The 21,149-nt window shown below is 58.5% G+C and carries 18 protein-coding genes and 1 riboswitch; of the genes, 8 read left to right on the plus strand and 10 right to left on the minus strand.

The features are described from left to right. The first annotated feature begins 65 nt into the window (after window positions 1-65). The gene (locus tag ACQQZ8_RS00215; protein WP_431710761.1) at window positions 66-3,263 is read left to right on the plus strand and encodes a beta-phosphoglucomutase family hydrolase; all 3,198 of its coding nucleotides are present in this window, start codon (window positions 66-68) and stop codon (window positions 3,261-3,263) included. Here the strand turns inward: ACQQZ8_RS00215 and ACQQZ8_RS00220 are convergent. From ACQQZ8_RS00220 to ACQQZ8_RS00245, 6 genes are all read right to left on the minus strand, one after another. Then, on the minus strand, window positions 3,260-4,552 hold the full coding sequence (locus tag ACQQZ8_RS00220; protein WP_431710762.1) for a uracil-xanthine permease family protein: 1,293 nt from the start codon (window positions 4,550-4,552) through the stop codon (window positions 3,260-3,262). The genes ACQQZ8_RS00215 and ACQQZ8_RS00220 overlap by 4 nt on opposite strands. 35 nt (window positions 4,553-4,587) lie before the next feature. Beyond that, the gene (thiD, locus tag ACQQZ8_RS00225; protein WP_431710763.1) at window positions 4,588-6,030 is read right to left on the minus strand and encodes a bifunctional hydroxymethylpyrimidine kinase/phosphomethylpyrimidine kinase; all 1,443 of its coding nucleotides are present in this window, start codon (window positions 6,028-6,030) and stop codon (window positions 4,588-4,590) included. Continuing rightward, complete coding sequence (gene thiE / locus ACQQZ8_RS00230; protein ID WP_431710764.1) at window positions 6,027-6,671, minus strand: thiamine phosphate synthase; 645 nt, start codon at window positions 6,669-6,671, stop codon at window positions 6,027-6,029. The genes thiD and thiE overlap by 4 nt, the downstream gene beginning before the upstream one ends. A 13-nt stretch (window positions 6,672-6,684) precedes the next feature. After that, window positions 6,685-7,470 carry a hydroxyethylthiazole kinase gene (thiM, locus tag ACQQZ8_RS00235; protein WP_431710765.1) on the minus strand — a complete coding sequence of 262 codons (786 nt, stop codon included), beginning with the start codon at window positions 7,468-7,470 and terminating at the stop codon, window positions 6,685-6,687. Continuing rightward, window positions 7,462-7,556: riboswitch (TPP riboswitch) on the minus strand. It overlaps the preceding gene by 9 nt. A 66-nt stretch (window positions 7,557-7,622) precedes the next feature. Further along, complete coding sequence (locus tag ACQQZ8_RS00240; protein ID WP_431710766.1) at window positions 7,623-7,991, minus strand: GntR family transcriptional regulator; 369 nt, start codon at window positions 7,989-7,991, stop codon at window positions 7,623-7,625. Continuing rightward, a complete protein-coding gene (locus ACQQZ8_RS00245) occupies window positions 7,988-9,592 on the minus strand; it encodes a hypothetical protein (RefSeq protein WP_431710767.1) in 1,605 nt (534 codons plus the stop codon). The genes ACQQZ8_RS00240 and ACQQZ8_RS00245 overlap by 4 nt, the downstream gene beginning before the upstream one ends. Window positions 9,593-9,679: 87 nt before the next feature. Between ACQQZ8_RS00245 and ACQQZ8_RS00250 the strand changes: the two genes are divergently transcribed. Next, a complete protein-coding gene (locus ACQQZ8_RS00250) occupies window positions 9,680-11,113 on the plus strand; it encodes an aldehyde dehydrogenase family protein (RefSeq protein WP_431710768.1) in 1,434 nt (477 codons plus the stop codon). A gap of 53 nt (window positions 11,114-11,166) precedes the next feature. Here the strand turns inward: ACQQZ8_RS00250 and pgm are convergent, their stop codons facing one another. After that, window positions 11,167-12,765 carry a phosphoglucomutase (alpha-D-glucose-1,6-bisphosphate-dependent) gene (gene pgm / locus ACQQZ8_RS00255; RefSeq protein WP_431710769.1) on the minus strand — a complete coding sequence of 533 codons (1,599 nt, stop codon included), beginning with the start codon at window positions 12,763-12,765 and terminating at the stop codon, window positions 11,167-11,169. A 142-nt stretch (window positions 12,766-12,907) separates the two neighbouring features. Between pgm and ACQQZ8_RS00260 the strand changes: the two genes are divergently transcribed. From ACQQZ8_RS00260 to ACQQZ8_RS00270, 3 genes are all read left to right on the plus strand, one after another. Beyond that, window positions 12,908-13,243, plus strand: coding sequence for a DUF4190 domain-containing protein (locus tag ACQQZ8_RS00260; protein ID WP_431710770.1), 336 nt, complete (start codon window positions 12,908-12,910; stop codon window positions 13,241-13,243). Between the two features lie 96 nt (window positions 13,244-13,339). After that, on the plus strand, window positions 13,340-14,095 hold the full coding sequence (locus ACQQZ8_RS00265) for a hypothetical protein (protein WP_431710771.1): 756 nt from the start codon (window positions 13,340-13,342) through the stop codon (window positions 14,093-14,095). Window positions 14,096-14,151: 56 nt separating this feature from the next. Further along, on the plus strand, window positions 14,152-14,310 hold the full coding sequence (locus ACQQZ8_RS00270) for a helix-turn-helix domain-containing protein (protein ID WP_431712098.1): 159 nt from the start codon (window positions 14,152-14,154) through the stop codon (window positions 14,308-14,310). Between the two features lie 60 nt (window positions 14,311-14,370). On the opposite strand, the gene ACQQZ8_RS00275 is transcribed toward ACQQZ8_RS00270, so the two are convergent. Further along, window positions 14,371-15,828 (minus strand): peptide MFS transporter, encoded by a 1,458-nt coding sequence (locus ACQQZ8_RS00275; RefSeq protein ID WP_431710772.1) that lies wholly within the window; start codon window positions 15,826-15,828, stop codon window positions 14,371-14,373. 79 nt (window positions 15,829-15,907) lie between these two features. Beyond that, complete coding sequence (locus tag ACQQZ8_RS00280) at window positions 15,908-17,332, minus strand: amidase (RefSeq protein WP_431710773.1); 1,425 nt, start codon at window positions 17,330-17,332, stop codon at window positions 15,908-15,910. Between the two features lie 168 nt (window positions 17,333-17,500). Here ACQQZ8_RS00280 and ACQQZ8_RS00285 point away from each other — a divergent pair, with 168 nt between their 5' ends. Together ACQQZ8_RS00285 and pheA are read left to right on the plus strand one after the other, a co-directional pair. After that, window positions 17,501-17,827 (plus strand): rhodanese-like domain-containing protein, encoded by a 327-nt coding sequence (locus ACQQZ8_RS00285; protein WP_431710774.1) that lies wholly within the window; start codon window positions 17,501-17,503, stop codon window positions 17,825-17,827. Further along, window positions 17,824-18,747 (plus strand): prephenate dehydratase, encoded by a 924-nt coding sequence (gene pheA / locus ACQQZ8_RS00290; protein ID WP_431710775.1) that lies wholly within the window; start codon window positions 17,824-17,826, stop codon window positions 18,745-18,747. The genes ACQQZ8_RS00285 and pheA overlap by 4 nt, the downstream gene beginning before the upstream one ends. Here the strand turns inward: pheA and ACQQZ8_RS00295 are convergent. Beyond that, the gene (locus ACQQZ8_RS00295; RefSeq protein ID WP_431710776.1) at window positions 18,744-19,787 is read right to left on the minus strand and encodes a diacylglycerol/lipid kinase family protein; all 1,044 of its coding nucleotides are present in this window, start codon (window positions 19,785-19,787) and stop codon (window positions 18,744-18,746) included. The two genes, pheA and ACQQZ8_RS00295, sit on opposite strands and share 4 nt — an antisense overlap. Before the next feature lie 38 nt (window positions 19,788-19,825). Here ACQQZ8_RS00295 and serS point away from each other — a divergent pair, with 38 nt between their 5' ends. Beyond that, entirely contained in the window at window positions 19,826-21,103 is a 1,278-nt protein-coding gene (gene serS, locus ACQQZ8_RS00300; RefSeq protein ID WP_431710777.1) for a serine--tRNA ligase, read from the plus strand. The last annotated feature ends 46 nt before the right edge of the window (window positions 21,104-21,149 follow it).

The following is a 21,149-nucleotide window of genomic DNA, read 5'->3' on the forward strand; positions in this document are numbered from 1 at the left end:
GCCGTGGTTGTTGCTACCGTGGAGAAGTAACGGCCTGTTTTGTCATCCATCGAAGGATTTCGATAGTGAACACATCTCGACCTGTATACCGACACCGCGATTTCAAGGCTGTGCTCTTTGACCTGGACGGGGTGCTAACTCCCACGGCCTTGGTGCACCGCCACGCTTGGCAAGAACTCTTCGACAGTTTCCTCTCCGCCATGTATCCGCAGTCCGAACCGTATACCACCGCGGACTATTTCGAACTGGTTGATGGGCGTCCCCGCTATGACGGGGTGCAGGCGGTCTTGGATTCCCGGGGTATCAGTTTGCCTCACGGCACCGGGCGCGATCTGCCGGGTTTCGAAACCGTCTGCGCTCTTGGCAACCTGAAAAATGACGTGTTCATTGACATTTTGGAACGCGAGGGGATCGCCCCTTACCCGGGATCCTTGGACTTTTTGCATCAGGTGTTGGATGCCGGGCTAGATGTGGCGGTAGTTTCTTCCTCGCGCAACGCCCGCACCGTGTTGAACGCCGCGGAGATCGCCGAATTCTTCCCTACCGTCATCTCCGGGACCGAAGCCACCTTGCGCGGACTGCCTGGTAAACCGGCCCCAGACACCTTCCTAGCCGCCGCCCGAGATCTGGGCTGGCGGCCAGAGGAATGCGTAGTGATCGAGGACGCGGTTTCCGGGGTGCAGGCTGCGGTGGCCGGTGGTTTCCGAGTGATTGGGGTGGCTCGGGAGGATAATGCTCAGGCCCTCGCGGCGGCTGGGGCCCACTTTATCGTCACCGACCTCGCCGAAGTGATGACCGCGGAATCCGATGACGCGTTGAACTTTGATCCGTGGTCAATTACCCGCGACGAGGCTCGTGACGGCAATGGGGCACAGGACACCATTTTTGCCCTGGGTAATGGTTTTTTGGGGGCCCGGGCACCCCTGCTTGGTGTGGGGGACCAAGTCGGTGGAAGTTTCATCAATGGGCTACATGAGACTTGGGAGCTGCGCTATGCCGAAAACGCTTATGGGCTAGCCACCACCGGGCAGACGATGATTGCCGCCCCGGATTTTCGTACCATGCGGGTCTATATCAATGATGAAGCCCTCGAAGTAGGGCGCACCGAAATGGTGCGTGATGATCTGCGCTTGGATTTCCGCGACGGCACATTGGTGGCTAATACGTTGTGGCGCACCGCCGAGGGACACCGGGTGGCGGTCACCAGCCGCTGCATGGTCTCTTTCACTGACCGGCATCTCGCGGTTCAGGACCTTAACGTCAGGCTGTTAGACGCTCCCGGACACGTGGTGGTGCAGTCGTCGGTCATCGGCATCGCCACTTCCTCACCGGTGCCCAGCCCGGCAGATTTGGATTCCGGCACCCTGCCGATCGATGATCCACGCAGGTCAGATTCTTCCGGACAGAACCCGCTCCTCCCGGCTGGTCACCATGAACAGGAAGGACGCGCCGGACTGTCCTATACCGTGCGGGGTTCATCAATGAGTGTGGCCACCGTGGTGGAGCATCAGATTTCGGTAACTGGTGGTGCTCAGGAAGCGATCGACAGTTCGCTTCAGGTAACGGCCGAACGTGCCGATCATTTCGCGAGCGTCAGTTTGGAAGCCGGACAAGGGCTCCGGCTGAGCAAATTTGTGGCCTACCATTCTTCGCGTCGGCATAGTGCGCGAGAAATGCTGGCCCGTTCACACCGTGCCCTAGGGCATCTAGTGCCGCGTGGGGCGGATGATCACTTCCGGGCCCAGCGTCAGTTTATGGGGGAATTTTGGAGTCGCAGCGATGTGCGGGTGGAAAGCGATGACAAAACCCTGCAACGTAAGATTCGCTGGAACCTTTTCCAACTGGCGCAGGCCTCGGCTCGCGCCGACGGGTTAGGTATCTCCGCCAAGGGAACCAGTGGTAACGGGTATTCCGGACACTATTTCTGGGACACCGAAATTTATGTGTTGCCCTTCTTGACCTATACCAACCCGCAGTGGGCCCGCAATGCGCTGCGTGCCCGGGTGTCGATGTTGCCAGCGGCGGCTCGCCGGGCCCAGACCATGAATGAAGAGGGGATCCTCTTTCCCTGGCGTACCATCAACGGTGAAGAAGGCAGCGCCTACTACCCGGCCGGGACCGCGCAGTATCACATCAATGCGGCCATCGCTTACGGACTTAACCGTTACTTAAACGCCACCGGGGACGAAGCGTTCTTGCGTTCCGGGGGTGCCGAGATCTTGGTGGGCACCGCGCGGATGTGGCTCTCCTTGGGCTTTTGGCGTACCAGCGGGGAGCGGGAAAGTTTCCATATTCACGGAGTCACCGGCCCCGATGAATACACCGCCATTGTCAATGACAACGTGTACACCAATGTGATGGCACGATTTAACCTCCGCTGCGCCGCAGATATGCTTGACCGCTTAGCTCACCAATTCCCCCGGTACTTCGACGAGCTACGTCAGAAACTCAGCATTAGTGAGCAAGAAGTCGCGAACTGGCGGCGCGCGGCGGACTGCTTCCACATCCCGTTCTCCGAACGGGTGGGCATTCATCCGCAGGATGAGCACTTCCTGAACCGTGAAATTTGGGACTTCGCATCCACCGATCCGGAAAAATTTCCGCTCTTACTGCACTACCACCCGCTAGTGATTTACCGTTTCCAGGTGATCAAGCAGGCTGATACGGTGCTGGCCCTGTGGTTGCGCTCCGCAGACTTCACCGATGAAGAAAAGCTTGCGGACTTCAACTACTACGATCCGCTCACTACCGGGGATTCCTCCCTTTCCGCGGCCGTACAGTCGATCGTGGCTGCGGAGGTTGGGTACCGGGACTTGGCCTACGAGTACTTCGACGAGGCCCTAAACGTGGATCTGAAGAACTTGCACAAGAACACCGCAGATGGGGTGCATGTGGCATCCACCGGAGGAGTCTGGGCCAGCATCATCTACGGTTTCTCCGGGCTGCGCGACGATGGCGAGGTGCTCAGTTTCGACCCACGGCTGCCAGCGACCTGGCACTCCTTGTCCTATCGTCTCGCCTGGCAGGGATCGACCATCACGGTGCGGCTAAACCCCGAGTCGCTGCGGCTGAGTATGGAAGGTGGAGCCAGCCTGTACTTCGAGGTGCGTGGTGAAAACTATTCGCTGTCCGCCAGTGAACCGGTAGAAATTGAATTGGACACCCGCGGTCAGGACCGCGGGGGTAGGCCCACCATGGAACATGTGGTGGCGTTGCACCGCGAGGATTCAGCCGACGTCATGCAGCCGCCGACGCAGGCCTAGGGTTGCGCCGGGGTATCCGCGGCAGCGGGTGCCGCAAGGTTATTGCCGCGTAGTCTTGCCACCGCGCTCATTACATGGAAAACGATGAGCGTGGCAAGAGTGCCAAGGGCGATCCCGCCGAGCTGGAACTGACCAAAGCTCAGTTCCTGCGTCACCGCGATGGCGATGATCAGACCGGTTCCCGCGGTCATCAGATTGATGGGGTTGCCAAAGTCCACCTTGTTCTCAATCCACAGGCGGGCACCAACAATACCGATCATGCCGTACAGCACGATGCCTAGACCGCCAATGACCCCCAGCGGGATCGTCCCAATCAAGGCTCCAAACTTGGGCAAGAAGGCCAAGGCCATCGCAACCACGGCGGCAACCCAGTAGGCCGCGGTGGAATAGACGCGTGAGGCCGCCATGACGCCGATATTCTCGGCATAGGTGGTGGTAGCCGAGCCGCCACCTAGACCGGCCAGCACACTGGCGGCACCATCAGCCATCAACGCCCGACCGTTGAACTGGCTCAGATCCTTACCGGTCATCACCCCGACGGTACGCACATGGCCGATATTCTCTGCGACTAATACGAAGACCGCCGGAAGGAACAGCAGGGCGGTATCGAATTGAAAGGTTGGGGTGTGGAATGCGGGAAGGCCAAACCATGCGGCCTCGGACACCGCAGAGAAATCAACCTGACCCTGCAGCAAGGCAACCAGATACCCAGCCACCAGACCCACCAAAATGGAAAGCCGGCCCAAGAGTCCCTTGAACGCCACGGTGGCGATAACCACCGCGAGCACGGTGAGGAAGGTGGTGAGCGGGAACTGCTGCATTGGTGCAAGGGTTGCGCTGGCCAAATTCAAACCGATGAGCGCCACAATGGTGCCCATCACCACCGGAGGCATCAGACTATGGATCCACCCGGTACCGGTCTTTTGCACAATTAACCCGACCAGGAATAGTGCAGCACCGGTCATGACAATACCGCCCAGCGCCGCCGTCATGTCATGGGCGTTGGTGGCCGCCACCACCGGGGCGATCAGCGCGAAGGAGGACCCCAAATAGCTCGGCACCCGGTTGCGGGTTACCAGCAGGAAAATGATGGTGGCAATACCGGTAAAGAGCAGAGTGGTGGTGACGGGAAAACCGGTCAATGTGGGAACCAGGATCGTGGCACCGAACATTGCCAAGATGTGCTGGGCACCGATTGAAATGGTCTGTGGCCAGTGCAGTCGTTCCTCGGGGGCAACCACTTCGCCGGGGGTAATCGTCTTGCCATTACCGTGGATTGACCATTTCATTTGCGTTCCTCCGTGACTGTGGGCCGTCGAGTAGTTTACGCCCTCAGCCCGGCCTGCGCGAAAAACAGCAGCTCATGACGTGCCGAGGTTTCAAAGGCCCGCCACATGCGTTCCCGGACGACCGGATTAGCCGTGGCGTATGTGCGACGCACCATCTCGATGGCGGCCAGGGTGGCGGCATCAAATTCTGCTGACGCGTAGGTGCTCAACCAGTCCTGGTACCGGTGCTGCGGATGATTGGCCGCGGCAAGCCGTGCACCGACATCTTGATAGATCCAGTAGCAGGGAAGGATCGCGGCAATCAATTGCGCATAGTCTTCCCCGCAAGAGGACAGATGGTTCACATAGTTCGCGGTGATCTCGCTGGGTTGGGCCGTGGTGTCTACGGCGTACTTCCGGTGCAACACCATTTCACCTTCGAAGGTGGCCGAGGCTGCCGCTGCCCAGAAACGTTGGGAATCAATGTCCGGGGCAATGATGCTGGCACGCGCCAAAACTTGGGCGTAACCGCGTAGGTAGAGTGCGTCTTGGTTGATGTAATAGTTGAAATCTTCGAAATTCAAAGATCCGGCGGACAGTTCGGTGATGAACTTCAGCGCATCAATCTCATTCCTGATCTTTTCGATTGCCTGCCACCATGTGGCCATCGGATCGACTGCCGGAGCAAGTCCCTGACCATTCCAGAGCGCGGTTAGGTGATTCACCGGCCCATGGCCCGATCCGACCTTAAGCTCGACGGAGGCGGTGATGGCTGAAGCAAGGAAATCCTTGGCAGCCTTCAGCGCTTGGACCCACTCACCGGTGCGGGCATGGAAACTGGCCAGCGCGCTGGAGAGCGTGCAACCGGTACCGTGGGTATTTTGGGTCTGAATCCGCTCCCCGGGGTAGTTAGCCAGCACCCCGTCCGGCCCGACCAATGCATCGGGGCAGGTGTCGGATTCCAGATGCCCACCCTTGGCGACCACTAATACCCGGTGACGTGCTGCAAGACGGGCAGCCTGTTCGAGAACCTGTTCCCAGTTGCTGGCGCGAGGTTCATCCAAAAGCACTGCCAGCTCATCCATATTAGGGGTGATCACGCTGGCCTGATCCAACAATGCTTCAATGGCCTGGTGCGCGGATGCATCTAGTAGGCGATCCCCGCTGGTAGCGATCATCACTGGATCCAGGACTACCGGTAAACCAGTGGGCTGCGCCGCCAACCAGTTCGCGACGGCATTAATGATCTCCGTATTCGCCAACATCCCGATTTTTACCGCATCAATACGAATATCGGCGAAAATACTGTTGAGTTGTTGGGTCACAAAGCCGGCATCGATGGCCTGCGCCGCTTGGACACCACGCGTGTTTTGGGCGGTGAGCGCGGTAACCACGGCCATCCCGTAACTGCCGGTGGCGGCGAAGGTTTTCAAATCGGCCTGAATGCCAGCTCCGCCGGAGGGATCTGACCCGGCAATCGAGAGGATGTTCGTAGTCATTTCTTCCCTTCCCACGCGTTAATCAGTTCCGTGGTGGCCCGCTGCGGGTCCGTGGCGGCGCAGATGGCACGAACCACGGCCATTCCGGCTGCCTGGGATTGCCGCAAAATGTCAGCATCGGTAGCCTCCAAAGAACCTATGGCTACGCAGGGCAGCGTGGAAATTCCTGCGGCCCGGGCAAAACCAGCTATGCCCAGTGGAGTCGGGTGATCCTTCTTGGTAGGAGTTGCCCGGATCGCGCCCACCCCCAAATAGTCGATTAGCCGAGCAGCTTCGTTCGCGGCATGTAATTGTTCGTCAGTGGAGGCGCTTAACCCGAGGATTGCCTCGGGTCCGATCAGCTCGCGCACCAAGGCTACTGGCAAGTCCTGCTGACCGATATGCACTCCAGTGACCGCAGCACCGGCCGCTCGGGCCGCCAGATACACGTCAACTCGGTCATTGATCAGTAGTTCGGCTTTGTCCCGGGTGATTTCCCCCGCTGCCAGTGCGAGATCGTGAAACTCGCGCGCAGATTCGTCCTTAGCTCGCAGCTGCACCCATTGCACGCCACCTGCCACGGCAGCGCGAATCACCTCAAGGGTGGAATGTGGGGTGCAACTTGCGGTGTTGGCGACAAGATAAACGCCAAGTTCTCTCATGTTCGTCCTTGAATCAAAGTTCTTGTAAATGTACCGAGTCCAGCTCGGACGGGTCGGTAAGAGCCAGTGCGTCGAGGAACTCGACGGCAAAGCTTCCCGGGCCGAGGCTCGTGGCGGCAGCTCTTTCGGCCGCTCGACCGTAGAAGGCGTGAGCTGCGAGCACAGCGCTGAAGGGGTTGTCAGATGCGGCTAGAGCCGCGGCGGTGAAGGCCCCAAGTGCGCACCCGCCACCGGTGATCCGAGTCAGCTCAATACCGTTGGTGTGCACCAAAACGGTCTTTTCGGTGCTGATAATGGCGTCGGCCTGTCCGGAAATTGCCACGATCGAACCATAACGCTCGGCTAGGTCTCGGCCGGCTGCAATAGCTGCGGTGACCGTGTCTTTCGCATCGATCCCCTCCGCGGAGGAAGGATGACCGGCCAGTGCGAGAATCTCCGAAGCATTGCCACGAATCACGGTGGGGCGATCTGCCACGATCCCTTGCGCATACTCGGTGCGTACCGGCAAAGCGCCGACCGCGACCGGGTCAAGTACCCACGGGGTTTGGGCGCTCACGGCCCCGGCGATGGCTTCATCTATAGCTGCGAATTGCTCAGTGCTGGGAGTCCCCAAGTTCACCAGCATCGCCGCGGCCACCTTCGCAAAGGGGCCAGCTTCACCGGGCAGGTTGGTCATAGCCGGGGAAGCTCCGGCAGCTAAAAGTGCGTTGGCAGTAAAGTTGGTGACCACATTATTGGTCAGGCAGAACACCAAAGGATTGGTGTTCCGCAGTGAATTAATCACCACAGATAGAGTCATATGCGACATCCCTCCGCTAGTTTGAACTAGTTCAGGTTCAACGGGTCTTATCTCAGTCGGTGGTACCGACACCCCGTGTCACTTGTTGACGAGCGTACGCAATTAGACGGCCGAAAACAAACTAGTCTGTAGCGCCGCGAGCATTAAGTGCGTTAACGTCCGGCACGACGTTGCAGGAGAGCAATGAGGGTTTGCAGTTCCACCTGTTGGTCACGAGCTAGCTCTAGTAAGTGGTCCACCGCGCTGACCAGTTCCCCCTCGGCCGCAGGGCGAGCGGCCGGGGCCTTAACCACGGTTCCCGCCCGCCGCCGGGAGAGCACTAGACCGGAAGATTCAAGCTCCTTATAGGCTCGGGCCACAGTTCCCGCAGCCACGCCGAGGTCGGTAGCCAGGGCTCTAACCGAAGGTAATCGACTGCCGTCCGGTAGTTCACCGAGCCGAATGAGCGTGGCGATCTGGGTGCGGATCTGTTCATAGGGTGGAACCGCGCTGCTAAGGTCCACCGTGACTTGGCTACTCACGAGGTCCGCCGCAATTCAGCCAGCTCACGCTTGCGCGCAAGGTCCGGGCGTTCCAGGACGACCGCCGAGGGGAGCAGGAAGATTACCAGCGCGAGCGTCACCGTCCCCGCCGGGAAGGGATAAGCCGCCAGCGGCAGGGCTACGATGATCGTGGTTACCGCGCGCAGTGCACGTAGTTCCAAAACCCGGCGATACCAGATCTCCATATCTTCATCTACATCCCATGGCAGGGTCATCCGCCGCACCAGGTAGCGGAAGCCGAGGAAGAGAACCAGCAGTAGAGCAACCAGCCCCAGCGCGACCAGTGGCCGGACCGCTACAACACCCCACAACCATGAGGTTGGGGGATTGAGCATTACCGCAAGGCTGGTGATGCTCAGTAGGCCAGCAACCAGATAGGTCCAGCGCGGCAGGGTGCGGTGTGACTTGGGGAGGTCTGCAGCCTGGCGCGACTGGACATGGGTGTAGTACATGATGGCCGCATTGGCCAGTAGGTAAAACACCGCAACCCCAACGTAGCTGAGCATGGTCAGCTCACCGCGGGTGGGTGAAAATGAAACCTCGGTCGAAAATTCGTAACCAATGAGCCCACCGAGCACCGCCGTCACCAGTACCGTCAGCGCGCAGGTCACAAATTGCATCGTGAAAAGTTGCTCCCGCATCCGGCTTACCGGATTGCTGCTTGACTTGGGTACGCCTTCAAAATCAGTGGGTGGGCGCCAGAACAGCATGGCAATGGTAATTCCGATGACCGCATAATTCGCCACCGAATCCCACTGGCCCACCACGTCATGGAGCTGGTTGTAGTAATCCATCGTGTCAGTTGTCGCAGTGTCGGCGTACTTATCGGCCTGCCGTGAGAACCAGCGAGCCTTAGAGTGCAGGAGTGAACCGGCTAAGGTGCTGACGGCGATGATTGCGGTACGGAAGAGCCGGTTCAGCCAGGTGCGGCGCAATAAGCGGTTATCGTGATCCGAGATCCCGGGTAGCGGCTTACGCAGCAGAATGAGGAAGGTTGCCCCCAGCACGGCTAACACTATTGATCCGGCAAAGACCAGTGTCAGCGGAAGGATTTCGGTGAACCCTCGGATGCCCGGTTGTTCGGGGTATTGGGCCCAATAGTCTTCACGTTCGATGGTCCGGGCCGGTAGCGCGGATAGCGCAGTGACATCACGAACCGCCCATAAAGCAATGCCTAAGCAGACCAATACCAGTCCCAATAGCAGTGCCAAATACCGGGGTAGGAGACCGCTGAGCGAACGTGGTTGAAGTGAGGCACTGCGTTGTGGTTTGAGGTTACGCGGCCAAGTGAATTGTCCGGCCACATACACGAAGAAAAGCCAGACCGCGGGAGTTAGCGCCATTCCCACCCCGACCCAGAATCCGCCCTCATCCAACTGGTCGAACGGAAGCTGATAGAAGGTATCGAACCAGTTCGACGAACTGGTGGCGAAGAAACCAATCACCGCACACCACAGGGCATGACGACGGGCCTGAGTCAGTTCGGCCCCGGGGCGTCCTGAACCGATGGCGCGAAGCACAAGATAAACAAGAAAAGCGGTGATCGCGAAATTACCAAATTGGGCAGATAGTGGGTACATCGGACTCCTCAAATTTGTATCAATGTATCAATAGATTGATACAGATGCCATCAAACTTTTGGGGGATAGATGCCGTATTCTCGGAGCATGGGCATCTTCACCTCTCATCAGCCTCCCGATCCCGTGGGCGATACGGCTCCACCAATGGACGAGCATCCGGCGCGCATCGCTGACATGTTAGGGCAGCTGCGGCAGTCGGCAAACTCCCGAATCACCCATCCGCGACGCTTTCGCATGCAGCAACTCAAAGCCTTAGAGAAGATGCTCATTGAACGCGAGGAAGAGTTTATTCAGGCGCTCGCCGAGGATTTGGGGAAGAACCCTACCGAGGCGAAATTCAGTGAAATAGATTTCGTACGGTCCGAAATTGATTACGCCCAGCGGCATCTGGCCGAATGGATGGATCCGCAATCGGTGAAGGTTCCGGTGGCGCTGCAGCCGGCCTTGGCGCGCGTTGAGGCACGTCCGTTGGGTGTAGTGCTGATTATGAGTGCATGGAATTACCCGTTGCAGCTGTTATTGGCTCCTCTAGTTGCCGCCATCGCCTCGGGCAATGCCGCTGTTCTCAAGCCGTCGGAATTGGCCCCAGCCACTTCCGGGGCGATCGCCCGTCTGCTGCCGACTTACTTAGATCCACGGGTTTATGCGGTGTGTGAGGGTGGAGTTGATACCGCAACCGAATTGTTGGCCGCGCGTTGGGATCATATTTTCTTTACCGGTGGAGCCACAGTGGCCAAGGTTATCGCACGTGCTGCGGCCGAGCACTTAACCCCAACAACCTTAGAGTTGGGCGGCAAATGTCCTATCGTGGTGGACAACCACTTGCCGGCGACGGCCAAGCGCATTGCCTACGCTAAATTCATGAATAGTGGCCAGACATGTGTGGCCCCTGATTACGTTCTTTCCTTTGGGGATACCGATGCCCTGGTGCAGCGGCTGGAGAAGACGATCACGAGTTTTTATGGCAAAGATCCGATGACGCATCCGGATTACGGGCGTATTATTTCTCAGCAGCATTTCGACCGGCTGACCGGTTTGCTGGAGCATGGGAAGGTGGTGGTCGGTGGCCAAAGCGACGCCGACACTCTGCGCATCGCTCCGACCGTCATGCGCGATGTGGATCTGGATAGCCCGTTGATGACCGACGAAATCTTTGGGCCAATTTTACCGATTATCGAAGTGGCAAGCTTCGATGAAGCGCTCGATTTCATTGCGCAGCGTCCCGCTCCACTGGCCGCCTACTTAATGAGTGAAAATCCGCGGTTGCAGACGATTTTCTCCGACCGTGTGCAGGCCGGAGGTATTGTTCACAACGCGCCGATGACCCATATGATCGTCCCGTCACTTCCTTTCGGCGGGGTTGGGGCCAGTGGAATGGGCTCTTACCATGGTCGATTCGGCTTCGAACGGCTGTCGCAGATGCGGCCGGAATTGAGTAAGACTACCGTCATTGACACCCTAAACGCGGTTTATCCGCCATATACCTGGGCTAAACGCAAGATCATCAACAAGCTGATGTAAGCTCGTTGACTTGTTTATATGCCTTGCAAAGAATAACTCCTGGAGGGGGCGGCTTAGTCTGCCAAGGCGTCGTCGACAATCTTCCGTGCTTCGCTAAGGACATGTTCCAGGTGTTCTGCGCTGAGGTTAGATTCTGCGTAGATCTTGTATATGTCTTCCGTGCCTGAAGGCCGGGCCGCGAACCAGGCATGGGCGCTCGAGACCTTTAGCCCACCAATGGCGAACCCGCTGGCCTCGGTAGCCTTGCTGAGGATCGGATCACCAGCCAAAGTGCTGGCCGTGACCATCGAGGCATCCAGTTTGGAGAGCGTCGCTTTTTGCTCGTAGCTGGCTGGGGCATCAAATCGTGCGTAGAAGCTACGACCGTGCCGCTGCACTAATTCTGCGTGCAACTGGCTGGGCGACTTGCCGGTAACCGCACGGATCTCACTGGCTAGGAGTGCCAGCATCATCCCGTCCTTATCGGTGCTGAATACCTTGCCATCAAAGTCAAGAAAGGAAGCGCCAGCAGACTCCTCGCCACAGAAGGCGACTCGGCCCGAGGCCAGCGGCTGCACAAAATATTTGAATCCCACCGGAACTTCGCGCAACTCTCTTTCATGTGCGGCAACAACATGATCAATGAGGAAGGAAGACACCAGGGTCTTGCCAATTTGGGCGTCCGTTGGCCAACCTGGGCGGTGTGTCAGCAAATAGTCGATGGCCACGGCTAGGAAGTGATTTGGATTCATCAGCCCGGCATCCGGGGTCACGATACCGTGCCGGTCTGCGTCGGCGTCATTGCCGGTAGCGATATCGAACTTATCTCGATTGGCAACCAAGGATGCCATGGCGAAGGCTGAGGAGCAATCCATCCGGATCTTTCCGTCCTTATCCAAGGTCATAAAACTAAAACGCGGATCCACTTGCTCGTTGACTACGGTCAGATTTAGTCCGTAGCGCCGACCAATTTCACCCCAATAATGTGCGGAAGCCCCGCCCAATGGATCGGCGCCAATAGCGATCCCAGACGCTGCAATAGCCGGAAAATCGATGACGTTGGCCAGATCTTGGATGTACAGTTCACGAAAATCAAAGGGCTCCGGATTGGCGGCTGCCCGCTTAATCCGGCCAGAGGCCATTAATTCGTTGGCACGCTGGGCAATGGGAGCCGAGATCTCCGACTCGGCGGGACCACCGTGCGGTGGATTGTACTTAATACCGCCATCGGCCGGAGGGTTGTGCGAGGGAGTGATGATCAAGCCGTCGGCCAAGTCTTGGCCCCGAGCGTTATGCACCAAAATAGCGTGGCTGAGCGCCGGGGTGGGAGTCAGACCATCCTCGGCCAGTACGCGGATATTATTTCCCGCCAATACTTTTAAGACCGTGCGGTAGGCAGGCTCGCTCAAGGCGTGACTGTCCTTGCCCACGTAGATGGGGCCAGATATCCCTGCGTCCTGCCGGTAATCCACCACGGCTTGGGTGATGGCAGCGATGTGTGCCTCGTTAAAGGAACCGTTCAATGAACTGCCGCGATGCCCGGAGGTGCCAAAGCTGACGCGTTGTTCGGGGACCGATAGGTCCGGCACAATCTGCGAATAGGCCGCTAAAACCGCCTCCAGGTCGATAAGGTCAATCTCCTGAGCCGGTTGTCCGGCGCGCTCGTGTGCCATAGCCATCTTTCTGCTGGGGGAATCTGGATCTTCCCCAATCCTAATGACTTTGCCCCAGACAAGATGGGTTGCTGAGGGTTTTCAAGGGTGCCGCGCCCGGGGTGAGGCTAGGGAGCCGCTGTGTGCGTTAGATATTCGTACAATGAAGATGATGACCTACTATCCGTATCAGCCGCCGAATCCTTATCCGCGTCCTCCCGAATCGCGCGGCATGTCGATTGCCGCGTTAGTGCTGGGCATTGTCTCGATTCTGGGGTTGTGGGCCACGATGGTGGTGCCGCTAGCAGGAGTCATTGTGGGGCATTATGGTTATGCCCGCGAACGTGCTGGTGAAGGGATGGCCGTTGCCGGGCTAATTCTTAGTTGGATCTCCTTGGCGCTTTCGGTTGCCACCCTAGTCGTCATCTTCTGGCTCTTCTCCACCGGATATTCTTTTTTTACGAAGCTATACCAAGTCAGTGACTACGGCTTCGCTTAGTTTCGATCGATAAGTCATCTTTAATCTCTTGCCGAGATCAACTCTGAGCGGTAGCGTATCGATTATCGTTAATAACGAATACCGATAGGTTTGCTCATGATTGGAACGTTCATCATTTTCCTTGCCACAGGAATCCTCGTGGCCATCCTTGGGGTCCTCGTGTACGGGTTCAAAAGGCCAGTCGGGCCAGCCGGCTCGGCGGTAGGGCTCACCCGGGTTGTGGCCATTGGGGGGTTGATCCTTTTGGGTGCGGTGAACCTCTGGGCCATCGTGTCCACGCTCATCGGGGAAAGCGTGGAAGTGACAGTGCCGGTCAACCCCTACTGGCCGGAACATCCGAATATCACCGAGGTGTATCCGAATCATGGGGATCAGGTCTCCAGCGTGATCACTGAATCCCAAGTGACCACAAGTGTGCTGAGTGTAGGCACCCGGCTCCTTTTGGCCGGTGGGATTTTGCTTGAGGCCAGTGCGGTGCTCGCGGTGCTGATCGCGGTGATCGTGTTGTGCAACAATCTGCGCTCGCTGCAACCGTTTACCGCACGCATGCAGCGCACCGGTCGGATCACTGCCGCGGTCATCGCAGTCGGGAGCTTCGCTGGACAAATTCTGTCGGGTTTCGGCGCCGGCCGAGCTGGCGATGAATCTATCTCCATCTATAGTTGGGCTTCGGAAGGATTAGCCGAGCCCATAGACGTTCCTTGGCCAGTTCCTACTTGGTATGTGAGCCTAGATTTCGGGCCGTTTTTTCTCGCTTTGGGGATCCTAGTGGTCGTGGAATTAGTGACAGCTGGAGTGAAGTTGGGGCAGGAACATCGCAAACTGCAGGCCGACACTGACGGGCTGGTATAGGCGTGGAGTTACACAGTGTGCAGTGCAGGCTCTCGGTGCTCCTCGAAGAACGCGAAATGAGTCTGGTGCGGCTCAGTGAGTTAGTGGGAATCAGCGTGGTGAACCTGTCGGTGCTGAAAAATGATCGAGCGAAAGCAATCCGTTTCTCTACGCTGTCCGCTATTTGTGCCGCCTTGGACTGCGAAATTGGCGAGCTCTTAGTGCTTCGTAAATAGCAAAGAAGCTGGCTCGCGGTGCGAACCAGCTTCTTTGAATTGTGCGGAATTGAGATGGCTCTAGTGAACCGAACCCATCAGACGCTTTAGCGCGGGGGTTGCCGCCATCATGGCGATACCCAGAACCACCGCGGTACCACCCATTGCGATGAAGTATGGGATTTCATTGCCCGGGGTGTAGTAGCCGGCCAAGACACCTGAAAGGGTGGTGCCCAGCGAGACCGACAGGAAGAACAGGGCGATCATCTGGGTTCCGAAGGCGGCCGGGGCCAACTTGGTGGTCACCGCCTGACCAATCGGGGAGAGCAACAGTTCAGCAATGGTGCAGAGTAAGAGAATGCCGACCATGGCCAGCAGTGGAGTCTTAGCTAAGGAATCCAGTGGGATGAAGCAGAGGAAGGCGATACCCACGACAACCAGTGCCAAGCCGAACTTGATGCTGGTGCGTGGCTGGCGGTTGCCGAGTTTGGTCCACAGGGCAGCGAAGACACCAGCAAGTAGCACGATGAACACGGGGTTGATCGACTGGACCCAGCTGGCTGGCATTTCCCAGCCGAACAGGTGGCGATCCAGGCGAGCGTCCGAGTAAGCGGCGACGAAAGTGAACTGCTGCTGGAACAGGGCCCAGAACGCGGCGGAGGCGATGTAGAACGGGATGAAGGCGTAGACATGCTTGCGTTCGCCGGCGCTGACGCGAGGGCTACGCAGAATCAGCACGAAGTACACAGCCGTTGCAGCAATCACGACGTAGGCAATGGTGGAAGCCAAGTTTTCCGGGGTGACGATCTTCAAAGCGAAGGCCAGCACGATCGCCAGAATCACGCCGGCGAAGATCAAGATGTAACGCTTGCGTTCGTTGGCAGGTAGTGGGTTGGCCACCGTGCGGACTGCCTCGGGCAAGTTCTTCCGGCCAATGGCGTAGATAGTCAGACCCACGGCCATGCCGACTGCGGCGGCACCGAAGCCGAAGTGGAAGCCCATGGACTGGTGCAGCAGACCGGTGAGCAATGGACCAATCAAGCCACCAATGTTCACGCCCATGTAGAAGATCGAGAAGCCGGCGTCGGCCTTCGGATCATCCTTGGAATATAGCGACCCGACCAGAGCGGTCGCATTGGCTTTCAGACCACCGGAACCGATGGCCACCAGTACCAGGCCGGCAGCCAAGCCGGTAAAGCCGGGCAGGAAGGCCAGCGCCAAGTGGCCGGCCATAATGACTACTGCCGAAACGAACAGCACCCGCTCTGAACCCCACAGGCGGTCGGCGATCCACGCACCCAGAATGGTGCTCAGGTAGACCGCGCCACCGTAGGCACCGACAAGCGACAGGGCCAAGCCCTGTTCCATGCCCAGGCCACCTTCGGTGACGGAGAAGTACATGTAGTACGCCAGCAGCGCCTGCATGCCGTAGAACGAGAAACGTTCCCACATTTCGACGCTGAACAAGTTGGCCAGAGGCGCGGGATGACCGAAGAAGGTCTTCCCGGTTTTCTGTGCGTTCGGTGAATCAATAGACATGCGTAATATTCTCCGCTTCTATTGACTTCGATGCCTACTTATGCGTTGTAACTCACATGGTTTGGTCTATCACAGGGTTTTATGCTCCGGACAGGAGCTGATGTGCCAAAATGAGCAATTCGCCCTCATTTCCGCGCGGCGAAATGAGCTGAATGCTCATTGGCATCCCATCGGCCGAATGGGAGACCGGGACGGTGATCGCCGCGCACCCTGCAACATTCACCATGGAGGTGTATGGGGTGTATTGGCACTGTAACCGGTAGTCGGTATCCGCATCATGTTGTGTGTAATGGCCGATGGGCGGAGGGGTCTCGGCCATGGCCGGGGTGGCCACCACGTCGTAGGCGGACCACTGGGTGATGAAATCCGCGGCGATCTGTTTAATCCGTGCCGCAGCGGTAAGCGCGGTGGATTCGCTGCGTAATTGAGCGCGTCGGCGGAAGCCCTTGGCCAGAGTCCCGAGCGCTTGCTCGTCGGTCAGTTTGAGGTGTTGCAGCCCATTGGTCCAAATAGTTAGAAAGGTTTCCGGGTAATCCTGCGCATAACGCAGCTTCGCCTCGCTGAGGTGGTGGCGTGATTCGAGGATGCGTAATCCTGTTTGAAAAGCCTGCCGTGCCGCGCTGCTCAGTGAGATCTCGTAGGTTGATTCGAAGGGCGAGTGGGTGCTGTAGCCGATGCGCAGGCCGCGTAAGGAATCTACCGAGGCGTCAGAGAGTAAGCCCAGATATCTGTCCCCTCCCACCATCGCGTCCAGCAACAGAGCCGCATCCTTGGCATCGCGTGCCAGTGGTCCGGAGACGGTGAACTTCGGGGCCCCGAGACTGTCATAGTAGCCGTCGTGGACATCCGCGGGAATGCGGCCCAACGCAGGTTTGAGTCCCACCAGCCCGCAAGCAGCAGCCGGGATTCGAACCGAACCGCCCCCGTCACTGCCCGGTCCAAAGGGAATCATTCCGGCAGCAATGGCCGCGGCCTGCCCGCCGGAAGAACCGCCGGAGGATGCAGTGGGGTTCAATGGATTGCGCGAGGGAGCGGCGACCAAGTTTTCGGAATAGCTGCTCAACCCGAATTCTGGAACTTGGGTTTTGCCGGTAAAGATCATGCCCTCGGCACGTAACTGCGACACCATCGGATGATCTCTAAGCGCCGTCACATGCTTCATAGCTGCGGTGCCGTAGCTGGTGGGCATCCCAGCAATCTCGTTTAAGTCCTTAAACGCGGTGGGCAGCCCGTGTAACTTGCCAATCTGCCCCCGCATGAAATTCTGATCGGCGCGAGCAGCATCCGCTAAGGCGTGCTCGGACAAATGCACAAAGGCACCGAGTGTGGAGAGCTTTTCGCTTTGCCGCAGATAATGTTCGGTGACTTCGCGGCTGGAGATTTCACCCGCCGCCAACTGATCACGCAAGGTCAGCGCCGAAGGCATCTTGGCTTGGTTGATCGCCTCGAAAGAACCGCGGGATCCTAGATCACCAGCGATGGTGTCACCTCCAGAAGTCTGCACCCTCGATTCGGCGGGTAAACGCCGAGTCTCGAAGCTCCATCCTAACAACGACGCGTCGGTGACCTTCAGGTGTGTGTAGCTTGGCGGTGAGTGTCGAGCTGATATCTGCTTTTGGTCGGAAACTTAATTAGGCTTGGAGAACCATCAGACGTGAAAGGAACACCAGATATGAGCGACTTTGAAACCGTAGCCGTCACCGAGGTGCCCGAAGGGGCCTTGATCTTGGATGTGCGCGAAGACTTTGAATGGGTTGAGGGGCACGCTGCCGGGGCCGTTCATATTCCGCTGGGGGAGCTGCCCGAGCGTTTTGAAGAGCTAGACATGGACACCGACACCTACGTGATCTGCCGGACCGGGGGTCGTTCGGCTCAGGCCGCGGCGTGGTTGACCGGGATGGGCTTCGCGGCCTTCAACATCGCTGGCGGTTCCGATGCCTGGCTGGAAGCAAAGCTAGCCATGGAATCGGAAAATGGGCAGGAACCAACCGTCCGATGAGATATTCCTATCTGGGTCCGGCCGGCACCTTCACCGAGGCAGCACTTCTGCAGGTTCCGGGCGCAGACGAAGCCGAACGGGTGCCGGCTGCCAACGTGAACGAAGCGCTGGCGCTGGTACTTGAGGGTGCGGTCGACGGGGCGATGGTCCCGATCGAAAATTCCGTGGAAGGTGGCGTGTCAGCCACCTTGGACGCCATTGCGCGTGCCGATCACCTGCAGATCGTGCGCGAAGTTTTGGTGCCGATCAGCTTCGTGCTCGCGGTGCATGAAGAGATTGATTCGCTGGATCAGATCACCACGGTTGCGACCCATGGGCATGCTTGGGCCCAGTGCCGACACTGGGCGCAGGCTAATATTCCCGGAGCGGAATTTATCCAAGCTTCCTCCACCGCCGCCGGAGCTTTAGGGCTACAGGACCCGGAGCAACACCATGATGCGGCGATCTGTTCACCATTGGTGGCGTACGAACGCAATTTGAAGGTTTTGGTCGAGGGGATTGAAGACAACGTCGGGGCGGTAACCCGCTTCTTCCTAGTCACCAGAACCGGCCCGTTGCCAGCACCCACCGGCGTGGATAAATCCACCATGATCTTCCGGCTGCCTGAGGACCACCCCGGCGCGCTGATGGCACTGTTGGAACAATTCGCGGCGCGCGGGGTGAATCTTTCGCGGATCGAATCTCGCCCCACCGGCGAAGGCCTGGGAAATTATTTTTTCTCTGTGGACATTGAGGGTCACTTAGCCGAAGAGCGGGTTGCTGCGGCGTTGAGCGGACTGCATCGGCTGTGCTTGGAGCTAAAGTTCCTAGGATCTTACAATGCAGCCGAAGGCGTGACCACGAGCGTGGATTCGCACAACTCGAATGAGGCGTTCGTCCGGGCGCGTCATTGGGTTGCGGAGCTCCAAAACCGTCTTTAGGGCGTCCGGATGCGCAGGGCCGACGGGTTGACCGACACCTCAAGGTTGTTGACCATACCCGTCGGGTCCCCATCGATCTGGGTATTCATGGGCTCGGTGCAACGCAAGGAAAGCTTCTTGGTTTTGTAGAAGCTCAATACCGGGATGTCGTTCTTGGCGCGGAAAGCAGTCTTGAGGAAGATCCACACCCAGCCAGCTGCTGAACGCGGAGAGAGCACCACTGCATCCAGAAGCCCGTCATCAAGTTTGGCATCCGGGACGAAGTCGAGGCCTTGCAATTTGCCGCAGTTGGCGAAGAGCACCGAGCGGACCCGTCGGGTCTGCCAATTCCCGTCAGAGAGCTGGAAGGACACTTTTTTGCGGTGCCCTGGCAGTTGGCGCAGCCCGGCCTCGGAGTAGGCCAGCCACCCCACCTTCTTTTTCAGCGTTTCATCGGTGTCATCGAAGAGATCCGCATCGGTGCCCACCCCGGCGATCACCAAAAACGCATGATCGGCTTCGGTGCCGTTCAGGTGCTGCAATTTCAGGTGTCCCACGTCAATCCGCCGCACTTCACCACGCACCGCCAGCAGGGCCGCGGTGCCCAGGTCATCAACCGGGATATCCAGATTCCGTGCCAAGAGATTTCCGGTGCCCAAAGGAAGAATTCCTAATGTTGCGTCGGTTCCCTCGATTATTTCGGCCACTGCGCGCACCGTCCCGTCCCCACCGGCGGCCAGAATGGTGTCACAACCCGCTTCGAGCGCTTGCCGGGCCATGGACTGGCCAGCATCCTCACGCGTGGTTTCCAATAACAGCGGGGCTTCCAGCCCGGCTTCCTCGCACACACGCTTCACTGCCGCATGCGCCTGATCGTTCTGTGACTTGGATGGATTAATGATTAGCGCGACCTTTTTTGCCGCGGTCTGTTCAACCTTTGCGGGCAGTTGAGTCAAGGGGCTGCTGGGCTCGGTCAGTTTGCGGACCGAGATCCAGCTAAGAATCGCTGCAACCCCGGCACCGCCCGCCAACGAAGCGAGGATCACACGGTTTCTCTGCATAGTGACTACATCGTACTCAGGGTTGCTAGGCTTATGGTGTGATCGACCTGAAAATGCTCACCGATAATCCGGACCTATTCCGCGCCTCCCAACGTGCCCGCGGTGCCGACGAGTCACTCGTTGATGCGCTGCTGGAAGCCGATGCGGCGCGTCGTGAAACCATCGCCGCCTTTGAAGCGCTGCGTTCTGAGCAGAACGTATTCTCCAAGAAGGTCGGCCAAGCTAAGGGCGAGGAGCGCACCGCGCTCTTAGCCGAGGTCAAGGAGCTTGCTGCTCGCGTGAAGCAGGCACAAGCCACCTCCGATGCGGCCGCCGAAACCTGCCTACAACTGCAGCGCAGCTTCCCGAACCTGATCGTTGAGGGGATCCCGGCTGGCGGGGAAGACGACTTCAGCGTTATCAAACACGTGGGTACCGCCCGCGACTTTCAGGCCGAAGGCTTCGAACCGCTGGACCACCTGCAACTGGCCGAAAAGCTGGATGCCATTGACATGGAACGCGGCGCCAAAGTTTCCGGTTCGCGTTTCTACTTCCTCAAGGGCGTGGGTGCACGCCTGGAAATCGCGATGATGAACATGGCCCTGGATGTGGCCATGGAGCACGGTTTCATCCCTATGATTACCCCCACCTTGGTCCGCCCGGAAACCATGCAGGGTACCGGGTTCGATGTGGAACACGATGACGAGATCTACAAGCTCGAACGCGACAACATGTATCTGGTCGGTACCTCCGAAGTGGCGCTGGCCGGTTACCATGCCGATGAGATCATGGACCTGTCTGACGGGCCGATCCGTTACGCCGGCTGGTCCTCCTGCTACCGCCGCGAAGCCGGCGCGGCGGGTAAAGATACCCGCGGCATCATCCGTGTACACCAGTTCAACAAGCTGGAGATGTTCATCTACGCCAGCGTCGAGGACGCCGAAGCCGAACACCAGAAGCTACTGGCCATGGAAGAAGACATGCTGGGGCGCATGGAATTGCCCTACCGCGTGATCGACACCGCTGCCGGAGATCTGGGTATGAGCGCGGCCCGTAAGTTCGACTGCGAAGCATGGGTACCGACTCAGGGCACCTTCCGTGAACTGACCAGTACCTCGAACTGCACGACCTTCCAGGCTCGCCGCCTGAACATCCGCGAACGCGAGATCGTAGACGGCAAGGCCGGCAAGACCCGCACGGTGGCCACCTTGAACGGCACGCTCGCCACCACCCGGTGGATTGTCGCGATTCTGGAAAACCACCAGAACCCAGACGGTACTGTCAACGTCCCGAAGGCGCTACAGCCGTACCTCGGCGGGCTTGAAGTGCTGTCCTAGGCTCAAGAAGCTCTCTTCACGGCGAGCCAGCATCCCACTGCGGGAC

It is taken from the genome of Glutamicibacter uratoxydans, from assembly GCF_050753455.1.
GTDB lineage: Bacteria > Actinomycetota > Actinomycetes > Actinomycetales > Micrococcaceae > Glutamicibacter > Glutamicibacter uratoxydans_A.